Here is a 26,152-nt window from a genome sequence, read left to right on the forward strand (position 1 = left end):
ACAGATACGTGCGGGGGGACAGGGGGAGGCAATGCCTCGTTGGCGGGACTTACCGGAGGAGCTCGATCCGCAGATACGGGAGTTCACCGGCAAGCTGCGCACGCTCGTCGAGCGCAGCGGGCTGAGCGTCCCCGCCGTCGCCGACCGCACCGGCTACGGCAAGAGTTCCTGGGAGCGCTACCTCAACGGGCGGCTGCTGCCACCGCGGGGCGCGGTGGAGGCCCTGGCCGAGACCACCGGCGCCGACGTCCGCCACCTCAGCACGCTGTGGGAGCTGGCGGAGTGGGCCCGGCGCCGCTCCGAGATGCGGCACGGCGTCACGATGGAGGCCACCGGCGTCGCAGGGGCGCGGGCCGCCACCGGGCGGTTCGACCCGGCGGCGCAGGGGGTGGACGGCCGGAAGAACGGCCGCTCCCCGGGGAAGGGCCGACCGAGGGTCGAACCGCCCGCTCCGGAGCGGCCGTTGGTCGCGACGGCTCCAGTGCGCCCGGTTCGCCCGGCGTCGGCCGGGCGGGTGCCGGACCGGTTCGGGCCGCCGTCGCCCGCGTCGTCCCCACGGGCATCGTCCCCGAGGGGGCGGAAGCGCACCGCCGCGCTGTTCGCCGGGGGGCTCGTCGGCGCGCTCCTGCTCGTCGCCGGTGCCGTCCTTCTGCTCGACGCGGGCGGCGACGGTGAGAAGCGGGGGCAGCGGCCGACCACCGCACCGGCCACCAGCGGGCGTCAGCGGTTGCCGGACAGTGCGCGTCAGCGGTTGCCGGAGGGCGTGAAGTGCGCCGGGCAGGACTGCACCGGTCGGGATCCGCGGGCCATGGAGTGCGGCACCGCCGCGACCACGACGGCGGACGTGACCGTCGGCAGCGCGTATGTCGAGGTCCGCTACAGCAAGACCTGCAAGGCCGCCTGGGCCCGGATCGCCGGGGCCACCCCGGGTGATGCCATCCAGGTCGAGGGGCCGGGCGTGAACGGCGGCGCGGCCAGCTCGCGGAGCGGCAGGGCCGGCGCCGACGGCGAGGCCCACACCAAGATGATCTCGGTGGACTCGGCCGCGCGGGCCACCGCGTGCGCCACCCTCGGCGGCGGTACGCGCACCTGCACGGCCCCCGGCGGGCGGGGTTGAGGCGGGGAACGAGGCCCGTGCGGGCGGCCGCCTGCCCGGAGCCGCCCGGGAAGCCGCCAGTCCGGGGCCGGGAAGCCGTCAGTGCGGGGCCCGCCCTTGAGGCCGACCCTCCGGGGCTCGTCCGTCGCCCGTCCGGAATCCGCCCGGAGGAATTCGTAAAACCGGGGGGAATGAGCCGGGGGAATCGGGGCAGGCGCTGCTCGAGCCCCCCCCACGGGTGCGGCACTGGGCGGCCGCCTGCACTCCCCCTCCTGGCAGGCGGCCGCCAAAGTGCGTGGTGGCCCACGCGGCGGTGGTTCCATGCGCGGTGGCCCATGTGCCCGGTGGTCCGGAACACGCGGTGAGCGGTTACACAATGGGCCGAGAGACCGTGGGTCAGGTGCCGTCGGATAGCCTGACGCAGGTATCTCGACACCAAGAGATCTTGGACTGACAACACAGCGCAGGAGACCGCCATGACCCGCACTCCCGTCACCGTCACCGTCACCGGCGCGGCCGGCCAGATCGGCTACGCGCTGCTCTTCCGCATCGCCTCCGGTCAGCTCCTCGGCGCGGACGTGCCGGTCAAACTGCGTCTCCTGGAGATCCCGCAGGGGCTGAAGGCCGCCGAGGGCACCGCGATGGAGCTCGACGACAGCGCCTTCCCGCTGCTTCAGGGCATCGACATCTCCGACGACCCGAACGTGGGCTTCGACGGTGCGAACGTCGCGCTGCTGGTCGGCGCCCGCCCGCGCACCAAGGGCATGGAGCGCGGCGATCTGCTGGAGGCCAACGGCGGCATCTTCAAGCCGCAGGGCAAGGCCATCAATGACCACGCGGCGGACGACATCAAGGTCCTGGTCGTGGGCAACCCGGCCAACACCAACGCCCTCATCGCCCAGGCCGCCGCGCCGGACGTACCGGCCGAGCGCTTCACCGCGATGACCCGGCTGGACCACAACCGCGCGCTGTCGCAGCTGGCGAAGAAGACCGGCGCCCCGGTCAGCGAGATCAAGAAGCTGACGATCTGGGGCAACCACTCAGCCACCCAGTACCCGGACGTCTTCCACGCCGAGGTCGCGGGCAAGAACGCCGCCGAGGTCGTCAGCGACGAGCAGTGGCTGGCCGACACCTTCATCCCGACCGTCGCCAAGCGCGGTGCCGCGATCATCGAGGCGCGCGGTGCCTCCTCGGCCGCCTCCGCCGCCAACGCCGCCATCGACCACGTCCACACCTGGGTGAACGGCACCGACGCCGACGACTGGACCTCCGCCGGTGTGGTCTCCGACGGCTCATACGGGGTGCCGGAGGGCCTGATCTCCTCGTTCCCGGTCACCGCGGCGAACGGGAAGTTCGAGATCGTCCAGGGCCTGGACATCAACGAGTTCTCGCGGTCCCGCATCGACGCGTCGGTGAAGGAGCTCGAGGACGAGCGCGAGGCCGTGCGGAACCTCGGCCTGATCTGACGCACCCCAGTCCGCTCCACTCTGCACCGGCCCGTCCCGGCGCGTCCCGGCCCATCCGGCGCGGTCATTTCCGAAGGGTCACACTCCGGTATTCACTCCGGAGTGTGACCCTTCGGCCATACACTGTAATCGTGGGCCATCTTCCCCTACCGTGGAGGCAGTTGCTACGGCCTCGGGGGGAAACATGGCCAATACGCGTGGTGATCATTCTTCGGGTGATGCCTACTCTTCTGTGAGCGATCACTCCGCTCGTCTGCCGCGGTCGCGATCGGAGCCGTCACCGGCCGTCCCTTCTTCTCGCACTGCCGCCTCTTCTCGTGCTGCCGCCGACGCGTCTCCCTACGCCACCAGCGAGGCCACCCGGCTGTTATGCGCGGGCGCCTATCTGGACGACGACTTCAGGGACGCGGTCGTGGACGAGCTGTATGTCCACGAGGAGCGCGCCGTGGCGCCCTCGCTGGGCATCGACGCGGTCCGGGTGCTCGCGCACGCGCTGCGTGCGCGCCGTCTGGAGGCATGCTGGACCGCGGTGTTGGTGTCCCTATGGGTGCTGGACTTCCTGCTGGCCCAGGGCTTCTTCTATCTCTTCCTGATCTCTTGTGCGCTGCTTCTGCTGGCTGCCTGGGCCAGGGGCGGCGCCATGGGCGCCTTCCGCGCCGACTATCCCGGGGCCGACGGGGTCACCCTCACCAGGCGGCGGGCCGCCGCGTTGCTGCGGGTGCTCGGCTCTCTGACCCTGCTGTCCTACGTGCTCTCCGCCCTGACCCAGGCGCTTACGGACGGGCAGTCCGAGCCGGGCGGGCTGCAGTCCTTGGTACCGGGCCTGGCCACCGGGGCGGACACCACCGCTGCCTGGTTCGCGCTGGTGATCCCGGCCGCGATGGCGGCCACGGTCGCCCTGCACCGTGAGCACGTGGCCCGGGTGCTGGCCGGCGATCTCGAGCCGGAGACCTTCGCCGACCCCGCCGCGGATCCCGCGGAGCGGTTCGAGGGCGGGCGGTTCCAGCGGGTGCGGGCCCTGATCCGTCGTGAGCAGCACTCACCGGTGATCCTCTACCACGATCGCCACCCCTTCCTCGGCGCGGGCACCGCCCATGACACCTGGACCCTCGCCGTCGAGCTGCGGCCGCGTGAGGGCGGCGATCCGGTGCCGTTGGACAACCGGGTGATCCTGGAGCGGATCCGGCCGCTGGTCGAGAAGTTGCGCACCCCCTCCGCCCAGGCCACCGCGCCCGCCCAGAACACCGCGCCCGCGCAAGGCACGACCCCTGCACAGGGCAGCACCCCCGCGCAGGGCACCGCTCGCCCCGTTGTCGAGAGCCGCGACCGGCTGCGCGGCCTGGAGCTCGACGAATGCGTCTTCCTCAAGGTCACCGGATTACGAAGCCGCTCCTTCGTGCCGTACGGCGAGGCGGACTTCGCGCGGGAGCGGGCGGAAGCCGTGGAGGAGGGCGGCGAGATCCGTCGGCACTTTCTGCGCATCCGCGTCGGCGCATGGCGGGAAGAGGTCGTCACCACGGTCTTCGTGCGGGTGCATACGCAAGGCGGCATGCTGATGCTGGAGTTCGCCCCGCATGTGCTGCGCCCGATCCGCCCGGACTTCCGGGCGGTCGACCGGCTCTCCGACTCCCACCGCCGGGGCGGGCTGCCGGGCAAGGTGATCTGGGCGCTGGGGCGGACGCCCACGGCGGCGGGCCGGGCGGTCATCCACGCCGTCCGCTCGACCGCCTTCCTCTGGCGGATGTACGCGGGGGGTTATGAGGCGGCCATCCCCGATGGGCCCTGGGCCTCGGTGCGGGAGCTGGGCAGCGACACCGGCGCATCGCTCTTCCAGGAGATGGATGTCAGCCGCTATCTGAAGAGCGTCGAGGACCGGGTGGCCAACGGCGTGCGAAGGGCGCTCGACGAAGCCGGCTGGGAGACCGGTGAGTTCGAGCAGAAGGTCATCAATGTGAGCGGCGGCGGAGTCTTCATCGAGTCCGCGGAGCACAGCGCCTTCGGCTTCGGTGACCACAACACCATCAGCAACACCACCGGAAGCAATGGAGCGGGAGGCGGCCATGGCGATGGCTGACACGGAGGAAGGTAGCGACATGGGCGGCGGCGCGGACCACGCGGCGGGCGACAGCGGTGGCGGCGCGACCCCGGCGGCGGGCGGCGGAAGCACATTCGGGAACATCCGGTTCGGCAAGGTGCGGGACAGCGCCATCGGCTTCGGCGACCACAACCACATTGTGAACGGAGGTCAGGCGGCCCCCTGTGACCCCGCCTATGAGGAGCTGCTGGACGCCGTTCGGCAGCTTGCCGAGGATCTGCGGCGGGTGGTCCCGAGCCCGGAGGTCGGCGCGCTCTCCGACGAGCTGGACCGGACCGAGGACGAGATCCAGCGCACCGGCCGGGCCGGGGCCGGTCGACTGGCCCGGATCCGGGTGATGTTGCAGGACGCGAGCGCCAGCGTCGGCATGCTCGCCTCGGGCGTCGCCGTCGGACAGGCGGTCGGCGCGCTGTTGGGCGGATGAGATGAGCACCCCGGGCGGCGAAGGGGGCCGTCGATGGGACGAGGAGGCCCAGCGCTGGGTGGGAGCGGGGGCGGAGCCGCCGGTTCCGGGCCGAAGACCGCCCAATCCACATCTGGGCACGGTGTTGCTGGCGGTGCTCGCCGTGGTGCTGGTCGGCGGGATCGGTTTCGGCGCCTGGAAGCTGGTGTCGGACGGCGGGGATGACAAGCCCCGGGCGGACGGCGGTTCGCCCTCGGCCTCGTCCTGGTCGCCCTCGGGCGAGCAGCCCTCGGCGTCGTCGGGGCCGTCCGCGGAGCCGACCTCGCCACCGCCATCGACGTCCGAGGACAGTACCCAGGGACCGCCCGCGGACTATGTGCGCACCACCGACCCGGAGGGGTTCCGGCTGGATGTGCCCACGGGCTGGCAGCGGGTCAAGCGGGATGCCGGGGTGTTCTACGAGTCGTCCGACGGGAGCAGGCTGATCCAGGTCTTCGCGCTGACCGAGCCCGACATCACGCCGTACGAGGCGCTGCGCCGGGCGGAGCCGGGGCTCAAGAAGAACCCCGGCTACAAGCGGTACGGCCTCAAGCGGCTCGGGCCGGGCGATGACGCGGACGCGGAGCTGGAGTACGGCTACCGCAGCGCCAAGTACGGTCCGCGCCGGATACTCGACCGGGCCTTCACCGGCCCGGACCGGGTGCAGTACGCGGTGCTGGTCGCGGGTCCGGCCGACGACTGGCCGGAGCAGCGGGAGCGGCAGGGCACCGTGCTGGCGTCCTTCTGCCCCACGGCATACTGCCCGGCCACCTGACCGGCGGCCCGGTAGCGGGCTGACCGGCAGTCGCGAGACGGGCTGACCGGTGGCCGGGTGGCGGACTGGCCGTCGGCCGGGCGACGGATCCGTATCGGTGTGGTGACAGGGGGGTGGGGGCGGCCCTTGAACCGGGTATCTCGATACGGGACGGCATGGCTTATCCGCATATGGGAGCGGAGATCCAGCATCGGGGGGCATAGATGAGCATGCACAACGGGGGAGCGCCGGGGCGGAACGCGGACGCCAGGCGGGTTCTACGGGCGCTGGTGGTGACGATCTTCCTGGTCGCGGGCATCGCGTTCTCCGGCTGGGTGGCCTTCGGAGGCGACGGCACCTCCCGGAATCAGGCGGGTCCGCTGCCCTGGGACCGCGAGAGCCCCATCGCCACGCCGAGCGGGGGCGCCTCCCAGCCGAGCGATCTCTACCCCTCGCCCGGCCCCGAGACCAGTGGGTCGACCGATCTCCCGACCGATCTCCCCACGGACCTGCCGACCGGGGCGCCCTCCGGGTCTCCATCCGGGACGCCGTCCGGCACCCCGTCCTCACCCTCCCTGACGGGCGCCGCCCCGCCCGCGGGCTACAGCACCCAGGCCGATCCGGCCGGATACCACCTCGCGGTCCCGGACGGATGGCGACGGACGACGCAGGGCCCCAGCGTCTACTACACCTCGCCCGACGACAGCACCGTGATCCAGATCTTTGAGCTGCACGGCCCCGAGCCGACGCCGTACGCGTCCGCCCAGGAGGCCGAGCGGATCGCCTCCACCCATCGCGGCTATGAACAGATCGCCCTCACGCGGCTGGGCTCGGCCGCCATGGACCCGGTCCAGCTGGAGTACACCTACGAGTCCAAGAGCGACGGCCACCGCCGAATACTCGACCGGCGCTTCGCCGCCCCCGGCGGCACCATGTACGCGGTGCTGGTGATCGGCCCCTCCGGGGCCGGGGACCGGGTGGCGGAGCGGGAGGTCCACCAGTCGGCGGTGGACACCTTCTGCCCGGCCGCCTACTGCACCACGTCCTGATCACGCCGGTTCCGCTCGACCGCTCACTGCATCGCGTCCTGATCACGCCGGTTCCGCCTGCTCCAACGTCTCCGCCTTCGGATCACGTGAGACGGCCCACTTTCTCTTGCGAATCGCGCATAGGTTTCCGCCTTCCGGTTAGGGGTCCATGTTGCTGGCTTGGACCAGTGGCACAGCAAGCGGAACCGGAAGGCAGAAGACACGTGGCGGCAGTCGAGACCATTCATGTGGATGGGGTGTGGCAGGCAGCCGCATCCGGGGCGCAGCGGGAGGTCCTCGACCCCGCGGACGCCAAGACCCTCGCCGTCGTCGCGGAGGGTGGTGTCGAGGACACCGACGCGGCGATCGCGGCCGCGCGCCGCGCCTTCGACCAGGGCCCCTGGCCCGGGACGCCGGTGGCCGAGCGGGCGGCGCTGCTGCGCCGCGTCGCCGAGCTGCTCCAGCGTGACCGCGAGACGATCGCGCTCATCGAGAGCCGTGACACCGGTAAGACCCTGGAGGAGGGCCGGGTCGACGTCGATGACGTGACCAACGCCTTCCGTTACTTCGCCGACCTGGTCGCGGGCGAATCGGCCGGGCGCGTGGTCGACGCGGGCACCCCCGATGTGCACAGCGTCGTGGTCCATGAGCCGGTCGGCGTCTGCGCGATGATCACCCCCTGGAACTATCCGCTGCTCCAGGCCAGCTGGAAGGTCGCCCCGGCGCTGGCCGCCGGGAACACCTTTGTGATCAAGCCCAGCGAAGTGACTCCGCTGTCCACCGTCCATCTGGTGAAGCTGCTGGCCGAGGCCGGGTTGCCGGACGGGGTGGCCAATGTGGTCACCGGCGCGGGCGACCCCGTGGGCGCCCGGCTGTCCGAGCACCCCGATGTGGACCTGGTCTCCTTCACCGGTGGTCTGGTCAGCGGCACCAAGGTCGCGCAGGCCGCCGCGCCGACGGTCAAGAAGGTCGCGCTGGAGCTCGGCGGCAAGAACCCCAATGTGGTCTTCGCCGACGCCTGTGCCACCGCCGAGGGCTTTGACACCGCCGTCGACCAGGCCCTGAACGCGGCCTTCATCCACAGCGGCCAGGTCTGCTCGGCCGGTGCCCGGCTGATCATCGAGGAGTCGGTGCGCGAGCGGTTCGTGGCCGAGCTAGCCCGCCGCGCGGAGAAGATCAAACTGGGCCGGGGCACCGAGCACGGTGTCGAATGCGGTCCGCTGGTCTCGGCCCAGCAGCTGGACAAGACCGAGGCGTATGTGGCGTCCGCCCTCGAGGAGGGCGCGCTGCTGCGGTGCGGTGGCAAGCAGCCGGAGCCCAACGAGGCCCGCCCGGCCACGGGCTACTTCTATCTCCCGACCGTGCTCGACCAGTGCCACCGCGAGATGCGGGTGGTGCGGGAGGAGACGTTTGGGCCGATTCTGACGGTCGAGTCCTTCCAAACCGAGGACGAGGCCGTCACACTCGCCAATGACACGGAGTACGGACTGGCCGGCGCCGTCTGGTCCGCCGACACCGCCCGGGCGCGGCGCGTCGCCGCCCGGCTGCGGCACGGCACCGTGTGGATCAACGACTACCACCCCTATCTTCCGCAGGCCGAATGGGGCGGTTTCGGCAAGTCCGGGGTCGGGCGCGAGCTCGGTCCCGCGGGCCTTGACGAATACCGCGAGACCAAGCACGTCTACGAGAATCTGCGACCGAGCCCGGTGCGCTGGTTCGGCGGCTGACACCCGCCGCCGGCCCCGCCCGGGGCACGGCCGGGCCCGGATCCGTCCCCTGGGGTCCGGACTCGTCCCCCGGGGGACGGACCGGACCGCATCCGATCGCGGCGGCCGACGGCGAGGAGCCCGTAGGCGCCTAAGGCACCCGGTAACACCCCACCCCAGGGGCGGCAGCAGCCCCCGGCCCGCACCGGCGCGAGCCATTTGGGTAAGACGCGAGGAGTAAACCCATATGTCCGTACCTGTCGCATACGACTACGTCGTGATCGGCGGCGGCACCGCAGGATCGGTGATCGCTTCCCGGCTCACCGAGGACCCGGACATCCGTGTCGCCGTCATCGAGGGCGGACCGTCGGATGTCGACCGGCCCGATGTGCTCACCCTGCGCCGCTGGCTCGGCCTGCTCGGCGGCGACTTGGACTACGACTACCCCACCACCGAGCAGCCACGCGGAAATTCGCATATCCGGCACAGCCGGGCGCGGGTGCTCGGAGGGTGCTCCTCGCACAACACCCTGATCTCCTTCAAGCCGCTGCCTGGCGACTGGGACGAGTGGGCCGAGGCCGGTGCCGAGGGCTGGGACGCGGAGTCCATGGACCCGTACTTCCGGCGGCTGCGCAACAACATCGTCCCGGTGGACGAGAAGGACCGTAACGCGATCGCGCGGGACTTCGTCGACGCCGCCCAGGCCGCCGCCGGGGTGCCGCGCGTCGAGGGGTTCAACAAGAAGCCGTTCCACGAGGGCGTCGGCTTCTTCGACCTCGCCTACCACCCGGAGAACAACAAGCGCTCCTCGGCGTCGGTCGCCTATCTGCACCCGTTCCTCGACCGGCCCAATCTGCGGCTGATGCTGGAGACCTGGGCGTACCGGCTGGAGCTTGACGACACCGGCCGGGTCACCGGTGTGCACGTCCGCACCAAGGACGGCGAGGAGATCCTGGTCCGCGCCGAGACCGAGGTCCTGGTCTGCGCGGGCGCCGTGGACACCCCGCGACTGCTGATGCACTCCGGCATCGGGCCCAAGGCCGATCTCGAGGCGCTGGGCCTCCCCGCCGTCCACGATCTGCCGGGCGTCGGCGAGAACCTGCTGGACCACCCCGAGTCGGTCATCGTGTGGGAGACGGACGGCCCCATTCCGGACAACTCCGCGATGGACTCCGACGCGGGGCTGTTCATCCGGCGGGACTCCGAATCCCGGGGCCCGGACCTGATGTTCCACTTCTACCAAATCCCGTTCACCGACAATCCCGAGCGGCTGGGCTACGAGAAGCCCGAGCACGGTGTGTCGATGACCCCCAACATCCCCAAGCCGCGCAGCCGCGGCCGGCTCTACCTCACCAGCGCCGACCCGTCCGTCAAGCCCGCCCTCGACTTCCGGTACTTCACGGACGAGGAGGACTACGACGGCCGCACGCTGGTCGACGGCATCCGTGTCGCGCGTGAGATCGCCAAGACCGAACCGCTGGCGAGCTGGCTCAAGCGCGAGGTGTGCCCGGGCCCGGAGATCACCTCGGACGAGGAGATCAGCGAGTACGCCCGCAAGGTCGCGCACACCGTGTACCACCCGGCGGGCACCTGTCGTATGGGTGCCACGTCGGACGAACTCGCCGTGGTCGGCCCGGATCTGCGGATCCGGGGCCTGAGCGGCGTCCGTATCGCCGACGCGTCCGTCTTCCCGACGATGCCGGCCGTGAACCCGATGATCGGAGTCCTGATGGTGGGCGAGAAGTGCGCTGAGCTGCTGTTCGAGGAGCGCGATCGGGAACGGGACCGGCCCGATGACCGTGCCGCGATGCTCGCGCCGGGAGGTGAGGCGTGATGGCGACGACCGTGGTCCCCGAGACGCCCGACACCCCCGAGATCCCCGAGAGCGGCGAGCGCGCCCCGGTGTTCTCGGTCCGCGACCTGTGGAAGGTCTTCGGCCCCAAGGCCGACCGGATACCCGGGTCCGCCGAGGCGAAGCTGTCCGCCGCTGAGCTGCGTGCCCGCACCGGCTGCACCGCCGCCGTCCGCGAGGTCTCTTTCGACGTCCAGCCGGGCGAGGTGTTCGTGGTCATGGGGCTGTCCGGCTCCGGCAAGTCCACCCTCGTACGCTGCCTCACCCGGCTGATAGAGCCCACCTCCGGCTCCCTGAAGATCGACGGCGAGGACGTCCTGGCCATGGACAAGGCCCGGCTGCGTGATCTGCGCCGGCACCGCGCCGCCATGGTCTTCCAGCACTTCGGGCTGCTGCCGCACCGCTCCGTCCTGGACAACGTCGCCTACGGGCTGGAGATCCAGGGCGTGGGCAAGGCCGAGCGCCGGGCCAAGGCCGCCGAGGTGGTGGAGAAGGTCGGCCTCACCGGCCTCGAGCGCCGCCGCCCCGGCCAGCTCTCCGGTGGTCAGCAGCAGCGCGTGGGCCTGGCCCGGGCGCTGGCCGTCGACCCCGAGGTGCTGCTCTTCGACGAGCCGTTCAGCGCGCTCGACCCGCTGATCCGCCGCGATATGCAGGAGGAGGTCATCCGGCTGCACCACGAGGAGGGCCGGACGATGGTGTTCATCACCCATGACCTCAGTGAGGCGCTGCGGCTCGGCGACCGCATCATGCTGATGCGCGACGGCGGGATCGTGCAGCTGGGCACCCCGGAGGAGATCGTCGGCTCCCCGGCGGACGACTACGTACGGGACTTCGTCCGCGATGTGCCGCGGGAGCAGGTGCTGACCGTGCGCCGCGCCATGCGCCCCGCGACCTCCGACGAGCAGGACGACGGGCCCGCGCTGGCCCCGGGCACCACGGTCGCCGACGCGATCGAGGCCGTGGCCCGCACCGGCGGCCCCGCGCGCGTCGTGGACGGCGGCCGCTGCCTGGGCGTCGTCGACCACGCCTGTCTGCTGAGCGTCGTCGCGGGCCTGGACGGCAAGGAGGTGGCCGCGGCATGAGCCCCACCTCGACCCTCTCTCCGCCGGGTCGCACCGGGGGGCGCGTATGAGTGCCACCACCACCCGCCCCTCCGCCGACCCCGGCACCGAACCGGCGGTCACCGGGACGGCGGCGGCCGAGGAGCGCCCGTCCCTGCTGAGCGCCGTCGTGCACAGCCACGCCGCGCGCAAGCTGGCGGTGCTCGTGGTGATCGCCGCCGTGCTCATACCGCTCGCGCACGCCAAGTGGGCGAGCGGCAGCTGGCCGGACGCGCTGACCGTCGATGTCTCAGAACCGCTCGGCAAGGCCAGCGACTGGATCATCGACAACCGCGACAGCCACTGGATCTTCCTCTACTTCTTCGGCCACATCAGCAACGCGGTCATCATCTGCGTGCGCGCCGTCTACGTCGTCCTGCTCACCCTCGGCTGGGCCGGGGTGACGGCCGCCTCGACCCTGGTGGCCTGGCGGGTCGCCGGGGTGCGGGTCGCGGTGACGACGCTGGTGTCCTTCGCCGTGTGCGGGCTGCTGGGCATGTGGGTGCCGACGATGCAGACGCTCGCGCTGATGGCCGCCGCCGTCACCGCGTCCGTCGTCATCGGCGGGCTGCTGGGTCTGGCCGGTGGGCTCTCGGAACGGGCGTTCCGGGCGCTGCGCCCGATTCTGGACACCATGCAGGTGCTGCCCGCGTTCGCCTATCTGCTGCCCGTCGTGCTGGTCTTCGGCATCGGCGTACCGGGCGCGGTGCTGGCCACCGTGATCTACGCGGCGCCCCCGATGGCCCGGCTCACCGCCCTCGGCCTGCGCGGCGCGGACGCCGGGGTGCTGGAGGCGGTGGCCTCGCTCGGCGCCACCTGGCGGCAGCGGCTGCTGTCGGCCCGGCTGCCGCTGGCCCGCAAGGAGCTGCTGCTGGGCGTCAACCAGGCGATCATGATGGCGCTGTCCATGGCCGTCATCGCCTCCGTGATCGGCGGCGGCGGTCTCGGTGACCGCGTCTACCAGGCGCTGTCCAGCGTGGACGTCGGCAAGGCGCTGGCCGCCGGGCTCCCGATCGTGCTGCTCGCCGTCGTGATGGACCGCACCACCGCGTCCGCGGGCGAGCGCCTGGGCGAGCCCCCGGCCGAGGGCGGGCACCGGCTGCTGCGCGGCTGGCCCGCCTGGGCGGGCGTCGGGGTGGTCACCGTCGTGGTGACCCTCGTCGGACGGCTGGCCGGGTCCCAGACCTGGCCGACCGGCTGGACCGTCCCCATCGAGGAACCCGTCAACCAGTTCAAGGACTGGATGGTCGACCACCTCTACACGGGTGTGCCGGTCATCGGCGGCACCGCCGAATGGGCCGCGGACTACGTCAAGTGGATCCTGGACCCGCTGCGTGAGGGGCTTCAGGGCCTCCCGTGGTACGGGGTGCTGCTGATCGTCGCGACGCTGGCCTGGCTGATCGGCACCTGGGCCACCGCCCTGACCGCCACCGCCGCCATGGCCGCGATCGGTGTGCTCGGGGTGTGGGAGCCGTCCATGGACACCCTCTCCCAGGTGCTGGCCGCCGTTTTCGTCACGCTGGTGCTCGGCTTCGCGATCGGCATCGCGGCGGCGCGGTCCACCCGGCTGGAGCGGTTGCTGCGGCCGGTGCTGGATGTGTGCCAGACCATGCCGCAGTTCGTGTATCTGATCCCGGTGGTCGCGCTGTTCGGCGTCGGCCGCGCCCCGGCGGCCGCCGCCGCCATCGTCTACGCGCTGCCCGCCGTCATCCGTATCACCACCCAGGGGCTGCGGAACGTGGATCCGGCGGCGCTGGAGTCGGCGCGGTCGCTCGGCGCCACCCAGGGGCAGCAGCTGCGCCAGGTCCAGCTGCCGCTGGCCCGCCCGGCGCTGCTGCTCGCCGTCAACCAGGGCGTGGTGCTGGTGCTCGCCGTGGTGATCATCGGCGGTCTGGTGGGCTCGGGTGCGCTCGGCTACGACGTGGTGTTCGGCCTGGCCCAGGGCGATCTGGCCACCGGTCTGGTCGCCGGCGCGGCCATCGTCTGCCTGGGTCTGATGCTGGACCGGGTCACCCAGCCGACGTCGCGCCGCGACAGGAAGGGGGCCTGAGATGGCTCGCACCCGCACTCAGCTGCTGATGGCCGCCGCCGGGGTCGCGGCCGTGTTCACCGCGACCGGCTGCGGCGCGGCGGACATGACCAAGCAGTCCTCGCCGTACGCCAATGTGGGCGGGGCGAAGAGCGTCACGCTCTCCGTCCAGTCGTGGGTCGGCGCACAGTCCAATGTCGCGGTCGCCCAGTATCTGCTGGAGCACGAGCTGGGCTATCGCGTGGACACCGTGCAGGTGGACGAGGTTCCGGCGTGGGACGCGCTCAGCCAGGACCGGGTGGACGCGATCCTGGAGGACTGGGGCCACCCGGAGCAGGAGCAGCGCTACGTCAAGGACAAGAAGACGATCGTGCCGGGCGGCGGGCTCGGCGTCACCGGCCATATCGGCTGGTGGGTGCCGAAGTACTTCGCCGACGCCCATCCGGACGTCCTGAACTGGAAGAACCTCAACAAGTACGCGAAGACCTTCAAGACCGCGGAGAGCGGCGGCAAGGGCCAGCTGCTGGACGGTTCGCCGTCCTATGTCACCAATGACAAGGCGCTGGTGAAGAACCTGAAGCTGAACTACCAGATCGTCTTCGCGGGTTCGGAGGCGGCGCAGATCACGCAGATGAAGCAGTTCGCCAAGGCGAAGAAGCCGTTTCTGTCCTACTGGTACGAGCCGCAGTGGCTGTTCAATCAGGTGCCGATGGTCGAGGTCGAACTGCCCAAGTACACGGACGAGTGCGCCGATGAGGGCGCCGAGGACCCCGACTCCTTCGACTGCGCCTACCCGACCACACCGCTGCAGAAGTATCTGAACGCGGACTTCGCGAAGAAGGGCGGCAAGGCGGCGGCGTTCCTGAAGAAGTTCCACTGGACCAAGAAGGACCAGAACGAGGTGTCCGAGCTGATCGCCTCGAAGGGGATGTCGCCGGAGGACGCCGCGAAGAAGTGGGTCGAGGCGCATCCGGACGTCTGGAAGAAGTGGCTGCCCTGAGCCCGGCTCGCGCGCAGGGCCGCCTGGGCGACCGGATTACTTGAGGAAGCCCGCGGTGTCGAGTTCGAGGCCGAGCGGTTCGGGGAGCGTTACCGGCTCCCCGAACGCCGCTCGGTGCTTCTTCCGGTAGCGGCCCTTTCCGTCCGGTACCGAGTACACGGTCGTGTAGCCCTCGTCGTCGTGCGGGTCGATCAGCAAATACATCGGCACGTTGGAGTGGGCGTACCCCTTGACCTTCGCCTGGAGATCGCGTGCTCGGGTGGAGGGCGATGTGATCTCGGCGACGAGCAGGACATCATCCGCCTGGACCTGCCACTCCTCCATGCTCTTCAGCGCTTCCGACTCGCAGATGAGCAGATCCGGGATGAACCTCTCCTCCGTCGCGGGAAGGAAGACCGTTGTGGTGTTGGTAATGCGCCATTGAGCCGGTACCTCGCGGACGAGCTGGAGATTCAGCTCGCTGAAGATCCAGTTGTGAAAATTCGCGGGCGTCGGTGAGATGACGATCTCCCCCCCGATGAGTTCTGCACGCACTCCATCCGGCAGCTCAAGCCGGGCATGGATGTCGAGCAGATTTTCGAACTCCTGGTCGGGCAGTGGCGCCGTCATCACGAGACCTCCCATTGGCGGGTCCCCCTTCTGGCTGTGTTGCGTTCGTGCCGTACTGCCATGCGGGGGCCTGCCACCATCATGCGGTACGCGATGGCTCCGACGTCGGACAATGGCCCCCGTCGTCATCAACGACAACGGGGGCAGATGGTCAGACGTTCGGCTTGTAGGAGCCGGGGGTCAAGCGGGTGGTCACACCGATGCGGTTCCAGGCGTTGATGGTGAGGATCAGCGCGATGAGCTGGGCCAGCTCGCGTTCCTCGAAGTGCTTGGCGGCGTGCTCGTAGACCTCGTCGGGGACGAAGCCGTCGGTCAGGACGGTGACGGCCTCGGTCAGGGCGAGGGCGGCCCGCTCCTTCTCGGTGTAGAGGTCAGTGGCCTCCTCCCAGGCGTTGAGGAGGTACAGGCGGTCCTCGGTCTCGCCCGCCGCGCGGGCGTCCTTGGTGTGCATGTCGATGCAGAAGGCACAGTGGTTGAGCTGTGAGGCACGGACTTTGACCAGTTCGGCCAGTGTCGGGTCGACGCCCTTTCTGGCGGCCGCGTCCAGAGCCACCATGGCCTTGTAGACCTCGGGGGCGGCCTTGGCGAACTGCATCCGGGGGCCGTGCGCATGAGAAGTACCGGTCGTCATGGCTCCACGCTAGGGGCCGGGCGGCCCAGAGGTATGGTCCATTTCCATGGCGGATTCATGGGCCACTCAGAGGGACGAACCCGGACGGAGGGCGGACGAACCCGGACGGCGGACAGACGGCCAGGGACGGCGGGCGGGCGGCACGGGCGGGCCGGGGGCGGATCTCCATCTGGATCTGCCGCGGGGCGGCGGGACCGGGGTGCGGGACGCGCTCATCCGCGCCCTGCGCGACGCCGTCCGCGGCGGGCGGCTCGCCCCGGGCACCCGGCTGCCCTCCTCCCGCTCCCTCGCCGCCGACCTCGGCATCGCCCGGAACACCGTGGCGGACGCCTATGGGGAGCTGGTGGCAGAGGGCTGGCTGACGGCACGGCAGGGCTCGGGCACCTGGGTCGCCCGGCGCGTCGTGCCGCCCGAGCCCGCGCCGCCGCGTACGCCCCCGCCCGCCGCCGTGGCCGCCACCCGGCCCACCTACGATCTGCGGGCCGGACAGCCCGATCTCTCGGCCTTCCCCCGGTCCGCCTGGCTCTCCGCGGCCCGGCGCGCCCTGACCGTCGCTCCGAACGAGGCCTTCGGCTACGGCGACCCCGCCGGACGGCCCGAGCTGCGGCGGGTCTTGGCCGACTATCTGGCGCGCGCCCGCGGGGTGCGGGCCGCGCCCGAACGGATCGTGGTCTGTGCGGGGTTCGTCCAGGGGCTGGCCCTGCTCGGCAGGGTGCGGGCGAAGGCCGGTCACCGTGCGGTGGGCGTGGAGTCCTACGGGCTCGGCCTCTACTGGAACGTGCTGCGCGGGGCCGGGCTGCGCACCGTGCCGCTGCCGGTCGATCGGCGGGGCGCGCGGACGGCGGAGCTTGACCGGTCGGCCGGGCTGCGGACCGTTCTGCTCACCCCGGCGCATCAGTTCCCCACCGGGGTTCCGCTCCACCCCGACCGGCGCGCCGCCGTGGTCGACTGGGCGTCGAGGGTGGGCGGGCTGGTCCTGGAGGACGACTACGACGGGGAGTTCCGCTATGACCGTCACCCGGTCGGGGCGCTCCAGGGGCTCGATCCCGAGCATGTGGTCTATCTGGGCACCGCCAGCAAGAGCCTGGCCCCCGCGCTGCGGCTGGCCTGGATGGTGGTGCCGGACCATCTGATGGACGACGTGCTGGCGGTCAAGGGGACCGGGGAGTGGCAGTCGGGCGCGCTGGACCAGCTGACACTCGCGGAGTTCATCGACTCCGGGGCGTACGACCGCCATGTGCGCGGCATGCGGACGCGCTATCGGCGGCGCCGCGACCAGTTGGTGGCGGCGCTCGCCGAACGCGCCCCACGGGTGCGGGTGACGGGCATCGCGGCGGGGCTGCACGCGGTGCTCCAACTGCCGCCGGGCACCGAGCGGTCCGTGGTCCAGTGCGCGGACTGGCAGAGCCTCGCCCTGGACGGGCTGTCCCGCTTCCGCTACCGCGAGCGGCCGGAGCGGGAGCGGGAGCCGGAGCGGGGGCCCGATAAGCCCGGACCGGCCCCGGACGGCGAGCCGGACGGGGAGCCGGACGGGGCGTCGGATGCGCTGGTCTTCGCCTATGGGGCACCGCCCGACCACGCCTTCACGGGCGCCCTGGAGGCACTGTGCCGGGTGCTGCCCTGACGCCGCCTCCCGTGCGCGGGACCGGGTCACTCGGCCAGCACCGCCCTCAGCTGATCCAGCCCCCACTCCAGATCCTCCTCGCTGATCACCAGCGGCGGGGCGATCCGGATCGTGGCGCCGTGGGTGTCCTTGACCAGCACTCCGCGGTCCATCAGCCGCTCGGAGATCTGCCGCCCGGTGCCCCGCGAGGGCTCGATGTCCACCCCCGCCCACAGCCCCCGGCCGCGCACCTCCTGAACGCCCCTTCCCCGCAACAGGCCCAGCTCCCGGTGGAGCAGCTGGCCCAGGGTGGCCGAGTGCCGCTGGAACTCCCCGGTCCGCACCATCGCGATGACCTCCAGGGCGATCGCGCAGGCGAGCGGGGAGCCGCCGAAGGTGGAGCCGTGCTCCCCGGGGCGGTGCACCCCGAGCACCTCGCGGGAGGACACCACCGCCGACACCGGCACCACCCCGCCGCCCAGCGCCTTGCCCAGCACATAGACATCGGGGACCACACCCTCGTGCTCACAGGCGAAGGTGGTGCCGGTGCGGCCGAGGCCCGACTGGATCTCATCGGCGATGAACAGCACATTCCGCTCCCGGGTGAGCTCCCGGACCCCGGTCAGATAGCCGGGCGGCGGCACCACCACCCCCGCCTCGCCCTGGATCGGCTCCAGCAGCACCGCCACCGTCTCCTCGGGCGCGGCGTCGAGCGTCGCCTCCATCGAGGCCAGATCCCCGTACGGCACGATCGAGAACCCCGGGGTGAAGGGGCCGTGGTCGGCACGGGCCTCCGGATCGGTGGAGAAGCTGATGAGGGTGGTCGTCCGGCCGTGGAAGTTGTTCGCGGCGGCGATGATCCTGGCCCGGCCGTCCGGGACGCCCTTGATCCGATAGCCCCATTTGCGGGCGGTCTTGACGGCCGTCTCCACCGCCTCCGCGCCCGTGTTCATGGGCAGCACCAGCTCCATGCCGCACAGCTCGGCCAGCTCGGAGCAGAAGGCACCGAACCGGTCGTGGTGGAACGCGCGGGAGGTGAGGGTGACCCGGTCCAGCTGGGCCTTGGCGGCCTCGATCAGCCGGCGGTTGCGGTGCCCGAAGTTGAGCGCCGAGTATCCGGCGAGCAGATCGAGATGGCGGCGGCCCTCGACATCGGTCATCCAGGCGCCTTCGGCGGATGCGACGACGACCGGCAGCGGATGGTAGTTGTGCGCGCCATGGGCCTCGGTGGCGGCGATGGCCCGCTCCGCGGAGCGTCCCGGTCCCATCTTGTCCTCCTTGTCTCACTAGCTAGAGTGGGGGTGCGCACCGTGACTGGCGAGCCGAGCGTGGAACCGACCACGAGGAAGCGATGCGCGGCCATAGCGCCACGAGGTGCCGCCCGCCTGGGCACCCCGGGACACGACCGGACCGTCACCGATCGCCCCGGAGGACTCGATGAGCCCGCCCCTGTCCCATCCCGCCCTGCTCGCCGCCGACCCCGAACTGGCCTCCCTCGTCGGCTCCGAGGAGCTGCTGCAGTCCGAGACCCTGCGCCTGATCCCGAGCGAGAACTATGTCTCCGCCGCCGTCCTGGAGGCCTCCGGGACGGTGCTGCAGAACAAGTACAGCGAGGGCTACCCGGGCCGCCGCTACTACGAGGGCCAGCAGGTCATCGACCAGGTGGAGACCCTGGCGGTCAACCGGGCCAAGGCCGTCTTCGGCGCCGAGCACGCCAATGTCCAGCCCTACTCCGGCTCACCCGCCAACCTCGCGGCCTATCTGGCCTTCGCCCGGCCCGGTGACACCGTGATGGGCATGTCACTGCCCATGGGCGGCCATCTCACTCACGGCTGGGGCGTCTCCGCCACCGGCACCTGGTTCCGCGGCGTCCAGTACGGGGTGCGGCAGGACACCGGCGCGATCGACTTCGACCAGGTGCGCGAGCTGGCCCAGACGGAGCGGCCCAAGCTGATCTTCTGCGGTGGCACGGCGGTGCCCCGCACGATCGACTTCGCCGCCTTCGCGGAGATCGCCCGCGAGATGGACGCGGTGCTCGTGGCCGATATCGCGCATATCGCCGGTCTGATCGCGGGCGGCGCCCATCCCTCGCCCGTCCCGTACGCCGATGTCATCTCCACCACCACCCATAAGACGCTCCGGGGTCCGCGCGGCGCGATGCTGATGTCGCGCGAAGCCCATGCCAAGGCCATCGACAAGGCCGTCTTCCCCGGGCTCCAGGGCGGCCCGCACAACCAGACCACCGCCGCCATCGCGGTGGCCCTGCACGAGGCCGCCCAGCCCGCCTTCCGTGACTACGCCCGGGCCGTGGTCACCAACGCCAAGGCGCTCGCCGGGGAACTGCTCGCCCGCGGCTTCGATCTGGTCTCCGGCGGCACCGACAACCATCTGATCCTGATGGACCTGACGCCCAAGGAGGTGCCGGGCAAGGTCGCGGCCAAGGCGCTGGACCAGGCCGGGATCGTGGTGAACTACAACACCGTCCCGTACGACCCGCGCAAGCCCTTCGACCCCTCCGGTATCCGGATCGGCACCCCCTCCCTCACCTCGCGCGGTCTGTCCACCGAGCACATGCCCGCCGTGGCCGACTGGATCGACCGCGGGGTGACCGCCGCGAAGAGCGGTGACGAGGGCACCCTCGCCAAGATCAGGGCCGAGGTGTCCGAGCTGATGGCGGCCTACCCGGCGCCCGGTCTGCCGACCGGCTGACCCCCGGCGCGGGGCCCTGCCCGGCCTCCAGGCCGGGCAGCGGCCGCCACCACTGCTCCTCCCGGATCCGGTCGGCGTCGGTCACCGGCACCGGCACCGGCAGGCCCACGATCCGGGCGAGCACCCGCTCGACCAGCGTCTCCCGGCCCTCCAGCCGGACGCCCTCCAGCGGGACGGCGTCCGGCAGGACGGCGTCCGTCGACGCCCCCGGGAGCGCGCTGCCCTGCGGCTGCACGCGGCCCGTCCGCGGCCCGCCGGGCCGCGACGGTCCGCCGGAGGGCGGTATCCCCGGCCCCCGCCCGAGTGCCCGCAGCTCTCCGGGCAGCCCTTCCTCGGCCATCTCCTTCGCCTTCCCACTCCATCTCATCCGCCGTCTCCATCCCGTTCTCGGCCGTCTCCATCCCGGTCTCCGACGGCCCCAGCAGTTGCTCCAGCCGTCTCAGGGCGCGGCTCAGCCGCGACTTCACCGTGCCGCGCGGCCAGCCCAGCGCCCCCGCGGTCTCCGCCTCGTCCAGATCCAGCAGATAGCGGTAGACCACCACCCGCCGCTGCGGCTCGCTCAGCTTCTCCAGCGCGGCCAGCAGCCGCGCCCGCCGCTCGCCCGCCAGCGCCACGGCCGCCGGATCGGCCGATTCCGGTATCACCGGCTCGGTCCCGGCCAGCAGCGCCCCCTCCCGGTCGGCCGCCGTGCGCCTCCGGCGGGCCGAGCGCACCGCGTTACTCGTCTCATGGGCGACGATCCGCAGCAGCCAGGGGCGGAACGCCGCCTCGCTCTGGAACCGCCCGAGCGCGAGATACGCCTTCACAAAGGCGTCCTGCACCACATCCTCGGCATCCGCGCCCGCCCCGAGCAGCCGGGCGGTGCGGTGCGCGAGCGGCGCATGGGCCCGCACCAGCTCGGCGTACGCCTCGGCGTCACCGGCCCGCACCCGCTCGATGATCTGTGCTTCACCAGTCCTCACACATCTCATACACCGGCGGACGGAGTCTGGTTCCACACCTGAGAGAATGGGTGCCATGGCCCTCGATCGTCCCCGTGCGCTCTCTGGTATCCAGCCCACCGCAGGTTCCTTCCACCTCGGCAACTACCTCGGCGCGATCCGGCAGTACGTCGCGCTGCAGGAGACCCACGACGCGTTCTACACCGTGGTCGACCTGCATGCGATCACCGTGCCGCAGGATCCGGCGGAGCTGCGCGCCAACAGCCGGCTCGCCGCCGCCCAGCTGCTCGCCTCCGGACTGGACCCGGACCGCTGCACGCTCTTCATCCAGAGCCATGTGCCCGAGCACGCCCAGCTCGGATGGGTGATGAACTGTCTCACCGGCTTCGGCGAGGCGTCCCGGATGACGCAGTTCAAGGACAAGTCGGCCAGGCACGGCGCGGACCGGGCCACCGTCGGCCTCTTCACCTATCCGATCCTCCAGGTCGCGGACATCCTGCTCTACCAGGCCAACCACGTCCCCGTCGGCGAGGACCAGCGCCAGCACATCGAGCTCACCCGCGATCTGGCCGACCGCTTCAACGGCCGGTTCGGCGAGACCTTCACCGTCCCCGAGCCGTACATCGTCAAGGAGACGGGAAGGATCTACGACCTCCAGGACCCGGCGATCAAGATGAGCAAGTCGGCGTCCACACCGAAGGGCATCGTCAACCTCCTCGACGAGCCCAAGGTCTCGGCGAAGAAGATCAAGAGCGCGGTGACCGACCTCGAGACGGAGATCCGTTTCGACGAGGAGAAGAAGCCGGGCGTCAGCAATCTGCTGACGATCTACTCCACTCTGACCGGCGCCGCCATCGCGGAGTTGGAGCGCCGCTACGAGGGCAAGGGCTACGGCGCGCTCAAGACCGATCTGTCCGAGGTGCTGATCGAGTGGGTCACGCCGTTTCGCGAGCGGACCCAGGAATACCTGGGCGACCCCGCGATGTTGGACGGAATCCTGGCCAAGGGCGCGGACAAGGCCCGGGCCGTCGCCGCCGAGACGCTGGCCGCCGCCTACGACAAGGTGGGCTTCCTGCCCGCCGCGCGCTGAGCGGCACGCCGGGCGCCGTGCGTACCGCCCGGTGAGCACGGCACACCCCGCGCCCGTATGGATACAGACCCGCGCGGGCAGCGGAACACACCGGTCCGGCTCCCTGACCAGGGAGTCTTTGGGCGGGTGTGCCGAAGGACCGAGGAATCTAGCCGCGAAGGCGGCGCAGCCGCCACACTGACACGGGTGCAGCGGCCAGAACCCAGCAGCCCGGGAGGGCCAGGAGGGAGAACGCAGTGGGGACCGTAACGCTCGGCGTTTCGATCGCGGTCCCGGAGCCCTACGGCAGCTTCCTCCAGGAGCGGCGCGCGGGCTTCGGGGACCCGGCCGCCCATGGCATCCCCACGCATGTCACCCTGCTGCCACCGACCGAGGTCGACGCCTCGGCGCTGCCCGCCGTGGAGGACCACCTGGCGCGGGTCGCGGCCGAGGGACGGCCGTTCCCGATGCGGCTGGAGGGCACCGGCACCTTCCGGCCGCTCTCACCGGTGGTCTTCGTCAGGATCGCGGAGGGCGCGGAGGAGTGCGCGGCGCTCCAGGAGCGGATCCGGGCCGAGTCCGGGCCGTGCGCGCGTGAGCTGCAGTTCCCGTACCACCCGCATGTCACGGTCGCGCACGGCATTGACGAGGAGGCGATGGACCGGGCGTTCGCGGAGCTCAAGGGGTACGAGGCCGCCTGGACGATCACCGGCTTCGCGCTGTACGAGCAGGGGGCGGACGGAGTCTGGCGGCTGGACCGCGAATACCCCTTCGGGGCGGATGAACAGCCGGGCGGTGCGCCGCCCGTGGTGCCCCGTCAGGTGGACCTCTCCCGCCCGGCGGCGCCCTCTCACTGAGCGTTCCGCCGGAACGCTCAGCCGGGGTCACGGCGTGTCAGCCATCCGGGCGCCCGCCGTGGTTGGTCGCGCCCACGCGGCGGGCCGCACATCGACACGGCCCGCGCCCTTACGGTGCCCGCTCAAGCGGAAGACGGCCCGGGGCAGCAGACGACCCCCTTCATGGAGGGGAACGTATCCTCCCGATCAGGGGCATATGGAGTGATCGTGCGTCCGTATGCACGCCCTCACCGAAAAGAGTGATGAGGGGAGCGCCGGTCCGGGGAACCCGGATATCCGTACGCGCGTCCGGCGCGCCGAGGAGTGACAACACGCGGAAGGGTAGTTTCTGATCATGGAATCGTTGACCCGGCTGCCTGTCGTCGGCCCCGCCCTGGCCTGGCTGATGCGCACCCGCGCCTGGCGTAGCTACGAACGGCTCGACCGCGTCCACTGGTCCCGGCTCGCCGCCGCGATCACGTTCACCAGCTTCATCGCCTTCTTCCCGCTCATCGCCGTGGGGGCGGCGATCGGCGCGGCGACGCTCAGCCGGTCGCAGATGGCGCAGCTCCAGAAGAAGCTCGCCCAGCAGATCCCCGGCATCTCCGGCCAGCTCGACCTGGGCGCGCTGGTCCAGAACGCCGCCACGATCGGGGTCGTCGCGGGCGCCCTGCTGCTGTTCACCGGCATCAGCTGGGTGGGCTCGCTGCGCGAGTGCCTGCGGGCCGTATGGGAGCTGGAGGAGGACCCCGGCAATCCGCTGGTACGCAAGGTCAAGGACGCGTTCGTACTGATCGGGCTGGGCGGGGTGGCGCTCGTGTCGTTCGCCGTGTCCGCCCTGGCCGCCACCGCCGTGGGCCGGGTCGCCCGGCTCATCGGCATCCCCGAGAACGGGATCGGCGGCTGGCTGCTGCGGATCGCCGCGTTCCTCATCGCCGTCGGCGCCGACTTCCTGCTGCTGTGCTACGTACTGACCTGGCTCCCCGGCGTGGAGCCGCCCCGCCATACGGTCGCGGTCGCCGCGCTCATCGGGGCGATCGGCTTCGAACTGCTCAAGCTACTGCTCAGCAGCTATCTGAAGGACGTGGCGGCCAAGAGCATGTACGGGGCGTTCGGCGTGCCCATCGCGCTGCTGCTGTGGATCAACTTCACCGCGAAACTCACGCTGTACTGCGCGGCCTGGACCGCCACCCCGCCCGCCGCCCAGGCCGAGGACGAGGCGGAGTGGGCGGCCGAGGCGGACAAGGCCCAGCCGTCCGAGGAGCCGTCGGAGCCGTCGGAGCCGTCCGAGGGGCCGTCCGGGTCGTCAGGACCGCCCGAGCCCGAGGGCGAGAAGCACCGCGCCGGCGGGCCCGAAGGCCCGTCGGCGGCGGCGTGACAACGAACGGCAGCGGCCGTAAGGCGCCCACGGCGACCGTAAGGGCGTCGCTCAGTCGCGCGAGCGGCGGCGCACCAGCTCCGGGAGCGGCCAGCGGCGGTGCACCCCGTAGGCCACCGCGCCCAGCAGCACCAGGGACCCGCCCGTGATGCCCACCGCGGTCCACACACCGCCCGAGCTTCCGTGGTCCGACGAGACGGACGCCTGGGCGTGCTTATGGCCGTCCTCGCCACCGGCCGAGGGGTGATTCGTACCGCCCGCCGCGCCCGGCCGGACGAGGGTGCCGACCGGGTTCACCGAACCCGACGCCTTGAACCCCCAGTCGAAGAGCTTCGCGGTCTCCTTATAGACCTCGTTCGCCTCCTTCTCCTGCGGATTCATGACGGTGACCAGCAGCACCCGGTCGCCGCGCTGGGCGACCCCGGTGAAGGTGGCGCCCGCGTTCGTGGTGTTGCCGTTCTTGACCCCGGCGATGCCCTTGTAGGGCTCGACGCCGAGGCCGGTCAGCAGCCGGTTGGTGTTCTGGATGCCGAAGCTGGAGCGGGTCTTCTTGCCCTTCTTGTCCTTCTCGAACGTCCCCGGGAACTGCGCGGTCGCCGTCGAGCAGTACTCCCGGAAATCCGCCTTCTGCAGCCCCGAGCGGGCGAAGAGGGTCAGGTCGTACGCGCTGCTGACCTGGCCCTTCTCGTCGTAGCCATCCGGGGTGACCACATGGGTGTCCCGGGCGTTCAGATGCTTCGCGTGTGCCTGCATCTCCCTTACGGTCGCCGGGACCCCGCCGTTCATGGCCGACAGCACGTGCACCGCGTCGTTGCCCGAGCGCAGGAAGACGCCGAGCCACAGGTCGTGGACCGAGTAGGTGTAGTTCTCCTTGACCCCGACCAGACTGCTGCCCTCACCCATCCCCTCCAGGTCGGACAGCCGCACCTTATGGGTCTTCGTCTTCGGCATCTTCGGCAGCAGCGTGTCCGCGAACAGCATCTTCAGCGTGGACGCGGGCGGCAGCTGCCAGTGGGCGTTATGCGCGGCGAGCACATCGCCCGACTCGGCGTCGGCCACCAGCCATGACTTCCCGCTGAGCCCCTTGGGCAGCGCGGGCGCGCCTGGTTTGGGGTCCACCTGGGTGTCGGGGCGGCCGAGCCGCTTCCCGCCCACCGTGGACATATGGGCGGGCGGCTTGACCGCGTCGGTGGCGCCACCCGGCTGGTCGGCGGCGTACGCCGGGGCGGCGGCGAGCGGACCGCACAGCAGGAGGGCGGCGGCGGTGGCGGCCAGCGGGGCAACGGCGCGGCGCGCGGGGGTGCGGTGCTCGCCGGGACTCTTGTCGTTGCTGCCGCTCTTACGGGTGCTGTGTCGGACGTGAGTGCTGGTGAAGGAAGGTGTGGGCACGGAGGTGAACGTACCTGGCGTCGCTGAGGAGAGCGACAGCAGCGCCGACGTATTGACGGCAGACCCCCGCGTGGAGGTATGGGAGGCCGTGCCCATACTGGAGACCATGAAGCTCAGCCGCCCCGTGTCCTGGTTCCTGCTCGCCTTCGGGGTCTGGAGCTGGGTCATCTGGTTCACCTTTGTCAAAAATTTGTGGAAGGACGCCAGCGGACTCGCCTTCGACGACTCCGGTGATCCCACCGCGTACTTTTGGGTGCATCTGCTGCTCGCGATCACCTCGTTTCTCTTGGGGACGGCGATCGGGGTGATCGGGTTGCGCGGTGTACGCGCCCTGCGCCGGAACGACGCCTCCGGGTAGCCGTTCCGGGCAGCTGCGGCAGGTGGTCGCGGCAGGCCAGCAGTTGCAGGTAGTCGCGTAG

At 71.2% G+C, this 26,152-nt stretch carries 21 protein-coding genes, 1 pseudogene and 1 riboswitch; of the genes and pseudogenes, 17 read left to right on the top strand and 5 right to left on the bottom strand.

Features of this window, described 5'->3' with window-relative positions; translation table 11 throughout:
• Positions 1–31: 31 nt before the first annotated feature.
• From VT50_RS01570 to VT50_RS01615, 11 genes are all read left to right on the top strand, one after another.
• Complete coding sequence (locus tag VT50_RS01570; RefSeq protein ID WP_046085335.1) at positions 32–1,117, top strand: helix-turn-helix domain-containing protein; 1,086 nt, start codon at positions 32–34, stop codon at positions 1,115–1,117.
• 455 nt (positions 1,118–1,572) lie between these two features.
• Positions 1,573–2,562: a malate dehydrogenase gene (locus VT50_RS01575; protein ID WP_046085336.1), complete on the top strand. Its 990-nt coding sequence runs from the start codon at positions 1,573–1,575 to the stop codon at positions 2,560–2,562.
• 184 nt (positions 2,563–2,746) lie between these two features.
• On the top strand, positions 2,747–4,636 hold the full coding sequence (locus tag VT50_RS01580) for a hypothetical protein (RefSeq protein WP_046085337.1): 1,890 nt from the start codon (positions 2,747–2,749) through the stop codon (positions 4,634–4,636).
• A complete protein-coding gene (locus VT50_RS01585; RefSeq protein ID WP_078840629.1) occupies positions 4,623–5,081 on the top strand; it encodes a hypothetical protein in 459 nt (152 codons plus the stop codon). Before VT50_RS01580 ends, VT50_RS01585 begins: the two co-directional genes overlap by 14 nt.
• Position 5,082: 1 nt before the next feature.
• Entirely contained in the window at positions 5,083–5,874 is a 792-nt protein-coding gene (locus tag VT50_RS38200) for a hypothetical protein (protein ID WP_167396575.1), read from the top strand.
• A gap of 203 nt (positions 5,875–6,077) precedes the next feature.
• Positions 6,078–6,902, top strand: a complete 825-nt coding sequence (locus tag VT50_RS01590; RefSeq protein ID WP_240528999.1) for a serine/arginine repetitive matrix protein 2 — start codon at positions 6,078–6,080, stop codon at positions 6,900–6,902.
• A 203-nt stretch (positions 6,903–7,105) separates the two neighbouring features.
• On the top strand, positions 7,106–8,608 hold the full coding sequence (locus tag VT50_RS01595; protein WP_046085339.1) for an aldehyde dehydrogenase family protein: 1,503 nt from the start codon (positions 7,106–7,108) through the stop codon (positions 8,606–8,608).
• A 226-nt stretch (positions 8,609–8,834) separates the two neighbouring features.
• Positions 8,835–10,421, top strand: a complete 1,587-nt coding sequence (locus VT50_RS01600) for a GMC family oxidoreductase (RefSeq protein WP_046085340.1) — start codon at positions 8,835–8,837, stop codon at positions 10,419–10,421.
• A complete protein-coding gene (locus tag VT50_RS01605; protein WP_046085341.1) occupies positions 10,421–11,521 on the top strand; it encodes a quaternary amine ABC transporter ATP-binding protein in 1,101 nt (366 codons plus the stop codon). Before VT50_RS01600 ends, VT50_RS01605 begins: the two co-directional genes overlap by 1 nt.
• A gap of 46 nt (positions 11,522–11,567) precedes the next feature.
• Entirely contained in the window at positions 11,568–13,589 is a 2,022-nt protein-coding gene (locus VT50_RS01610) for an ABC transporter permease (RefSeq protein WP_107424694.1), read from the top strand.
• A gap of 1 nt (position 13,590) precedes the next feature.
• Positions 13,591–14,568 carry an ABC transporter substrate-binding protein gene (locus VT50_RS01615; protein ID WP_046085342.1) on the top strand — a complete coding sequence of 326 codons (978 nt, stop codon included), beginning with the start codon at positions 13,591–13,593 and terminating at the stop codon, positions 14,566–14,568.
• Positions 14,569–14,604: 36 nt separating this feature from the next.
• Here the strand turns inward: VT50_RS01615 and VT50_RS01620 are convergent, their stop codons facing one another.
• Both VT50_RS01620 and VT50_RS01625 read right to left on the bottom strand, forming a co-directional pair.
• Positions 14,605–15,177, bottom strand: a complete 573-nt coding sequence (locus VT50_RS01620) for a Uma2 family endonuclease (protein WP_046085343.1) — start codon at positions 15,175–15,177, stop codon at positions 14,605–14,607.
• Positions 15,178–15,328: 151 nt separating this feature from the next.
• Positions 15,329–15,808 carry a carboxymuconolactone decarboxylase family protein gene (locus VT50_RS01625; RefSeq protein ID WP_046085344.1) on the bottom strand — a complete coding sequence of 160 codons (480 nt, stop codon included), beginning with the start codon at positions 15,806–15,808 and terminating at the stop codon, positions 15,329–15,331.
• Between the two features lie 46 nt (positions 15,809–15,854).
• Between VT50_RS01625 and pdxR the strand changes: the two genes are divergently transcribed.
• Positions 15,855–17,432, top strand: coding sequence for a MocR-like pyridoxine biosynthesis transcription factor PdxR (gene pdxR / locus VT50_RS01630; protein WP_078840628.1), 1,578 nt, complete (start codon positions 15,855–15,857; stop codon positions 17,430–17,432).
• 26 nt (positions 17,433–17,458) lie between these two features.
• Here the strand turns inward: pdxR and rocD are convergent, their stop codons facing one another.
• Positions 17,459–18,679: an ornithine--oxo-acid transaminase gene (gene rocD, locus VT50_RS01635; RefSeq protein ID WP_046085345.1), complete on the bottom strand. Its 1,221-nt coding sequence runs from the start codon at positions 18,677–18,679 to the stop codon at positions 17,459–17,461.
• A gap of 32 nt (positions 18,680–18,711) precedes the next feature.
• Positions 18,712–18,809, top strand: a riboswitch (ZMP/ZTP riboswitch).
• 39 nt (positions 18,810–18,848) lie between these two features.
• Here rocD and VT50_RS01640 point away from each other — a divergent pair.
• Positions 18,849–20,120, top strand: coding sequence for a serine hydroxymethyltransferase (locus VT50_RS01640; RefSeq protein ID WP_046085358.1), 1,272 nt, complete (start codon positions 18,849–18,851; stop codon positions 20,118–20,120).
• Between the two features lie 419 nt (positions 20,121–20,539).
• Here the strand turns inward: VT50_RS01640 and VT50_RS38925 are convergent.
• A pseudogene (locus VT50_RS38925) lies at positions 20,540–21,061 on the bottom strand (RNA polymerase sigma factor); the annotation flags it as partial.
• Between the two features lie 76 nt (positions 21,062–21,137).
• On the opposite strand from VT50_RS38925, the gene trpS reads away from it, so the two are divergent.
• The 3 genes from trpS to VT50_RS01660 all read left to right on the top strand — a co-directional run bounded on the left by trpS (position 21,138) and on the right by VT50_RS01660 (position 24,344).
• Complete coding sequence (gene trpS, locus VT50_RS01650; protein ID WP_046085346.1) at positions 21,138–22,151, top strand: tryptophan--tRNA ligase; 1,014 nt, start codon at positions 21,138–21,140, stop codon at positions 22,149–22,151.
• Positions 22,152–22,387: 236 nt separating this feature from the next.
• Positions 22,388–22,987, top strand: a complete 600-nt coding sequence (locus VT50_RS01655) for a 2'-5' RNA ligase family protein (RefSeq protein WP_046085347.1) — start codon at positions 22,388–22,390, stop codon at positions 22,985–22,987.
• Between the two features lie 334 nt (positions 22,988–23,321).
• The gene (locus VT50_RS01660; protein ID WP_046085348.1) at positions 23,322–24,344 is read left to right on the top strand and encodes a YihY/virulence factor BrkB family protein; all 1,023 of its coding nucleotides are present in this window, start codon (positions 23,322–23,324) and stop codon (positions 24,342–24,344) included.
• Positions 24,345–24,395: 51 nt separating this feature from the next.
• Here VT50_RS01660 and VT50_RS01665 read toward each other — a convergent pair whose 3' ends face one another.
• Positions 24,396–25,829, bottom strand: coding sequence for a D-alanyl-D-alanine carboxypeptidase (locus tag VT50_RS01665; protein ID WP_338058301.1), 1,434 nt, complete (start codon positions 25,827–25,829; stop codon positions 24,396–24,398).
• A 10-nt stretch (positions 25,830–25,839) separates the two neighbouring features.
• On the opposite strand from VT50_RS01665, the gene VT50_RS40125 reads away from it, so the two are divergent.
• Positions 25,840–26,091, top strand: coding sequence for an SCO4848 family membrane protein (locus tag VT50_RS40125; RefSeq protein ID WP_046085361.1), 252 nt, complete (start codon positions 25,840–25,842; stop codon positions 26,089–26,091).
• Positions 26,092–26,152 lie beyond the last annotated feature (61 nt).

Source organism: Streptomyces antioxidans, from assembly GCF_000968685.2.
In the GTDB taxonomy this organism is placed as follows: domain Bacteria; phylum Actinomycetota; class Actinomycetes; order Streptomycetales; family Streptomycetaceae; genus Streptomyces; species Streptomyces antioxidans.

Coding starts and splice junctions, on each gene's coding strand:
- VT50_RS01585 (WP_078840629.1), top strand. CDS start 4,623: ATGGCGATGGCTGACACGGAGGAAGGTAGCGACATGGGCGGCGGCGCG.
- VT50_RS01620 (WP_046085343.1), bottom strand. CDS start 15,177: ATGACGGCGCCACTGCCCGACCAGGAGTTCGAAAATCTGCTCGACATC.
- VT50_RS01570 (WP_046085335.1), top strand. CDS start 32: ATGCCTCGTTGGCGGGACTTACCGGAGGAGCTCGATCCGCAGATACGG.
- VT50_RS01625 (WP_046085344.1), bottom strand. CDS start 15,808: ATGACGACCGGTACTTCTCATGCGCACGGCCCCCGGATGCAGTTCGCC.
- VT50_RS01590 (WP_240528999.1), top strand. CDS start 6,078: ATGAGCATGCACAACGGGGGAGCGCCGGGGCGGAACGCGGACGCCAGG.
- trpS (WP_046085346.1), top strand. CDS start 21,138: ATGGCCCTCGATCGTCCCCGTGCGCTCTCTGGTATCCAGCCCACCGCA.
- VT50_RS01580 (WP_046085337.1), top strand. CDS start 2,747: ATGGCCAATACGCGTGGTGATCATTCTTCGGGTGATGCCTACTCTTCT.
- VT50_RS40125 (WP_046085361.1), top strand. CDS start 25,840: ATGAAGCTCAGCCGCCCCGTGTCCTGGTTCCTGCTCGCCTTCGGGGTC.
- VT50_RS01640 (WP_046085358.1), top strand. CDS start 18,849: ATGAGCCCGCCCCTGTCCCATCCCGCCCTGCTCGCCGCCGACCCCGAA.
- rocD (WP_046085345.1), bottom strand. CDS start 18,679: ATGGGACCGGGACGCTCCGCGGAGCGGGCCATCGCCGCCACCGAGGCC.
- VT50_RS01575 (WP_046085336.1), top strand. CDS start 1,573: ATGACCCGCACTCCCGTCACCGTCACCGTCACCGGCGCGGCCGGCCAG.
- VT50_RS38200 (WP_167396575.1), top strand. CDS start 5,083: ATGAGCACCCCGGGCGGCGAAGGGGGCCGTCGATGGGACGAGGAGGCC.
- VT50_RS01660 (WP_046085348.1), top strand. CDS start 23,322: ATGGAATCGTTGACCCGGCTGCCTGTCGTCGGCCCCGCCCTGGCCTGG.
- VT50_RS01600 (WP_046085340.1), top strand. CDS start 8,835: ATGTCCGTACCTGTCGCATACGACTACGTCGTGATCGGCGGCGGCACC.
- VT50_RS01615 (WP_046085342.1), top strand. CDS start 13,591: ATGGCTCGCACCCGCACTCAGCTGCTGATGGCCGCCGCCGGGGTCGCG.
- pdxR (WP_078840628.1), top strand. CDS start 15,855: ATGGCGGATTCATGGGCCACTCAGAGGGACGAACCCGGACGGAGGGCG.
- VT50_RS01665 (WP_338058301.1), bottom strand. CDS start 25,829: ATGGGCACGGCCTCCCATACCTCCACGCGGGGGTCTGCCGTCAATACG.
- VT50_RS01605 (WP_046085341.1), top strand. CDS start 10,421: ATGGCGACGACCGTGGTCCCCGAGACGCCCGACACCCCCGAGATCCCC.
- VT50_RS01610 (WP_107424694.1), top strand. CDS start 11,568: ATGAGTGCCACCACCACCCGCCCCTCCGCCGACCCCGGCACCGAACCG.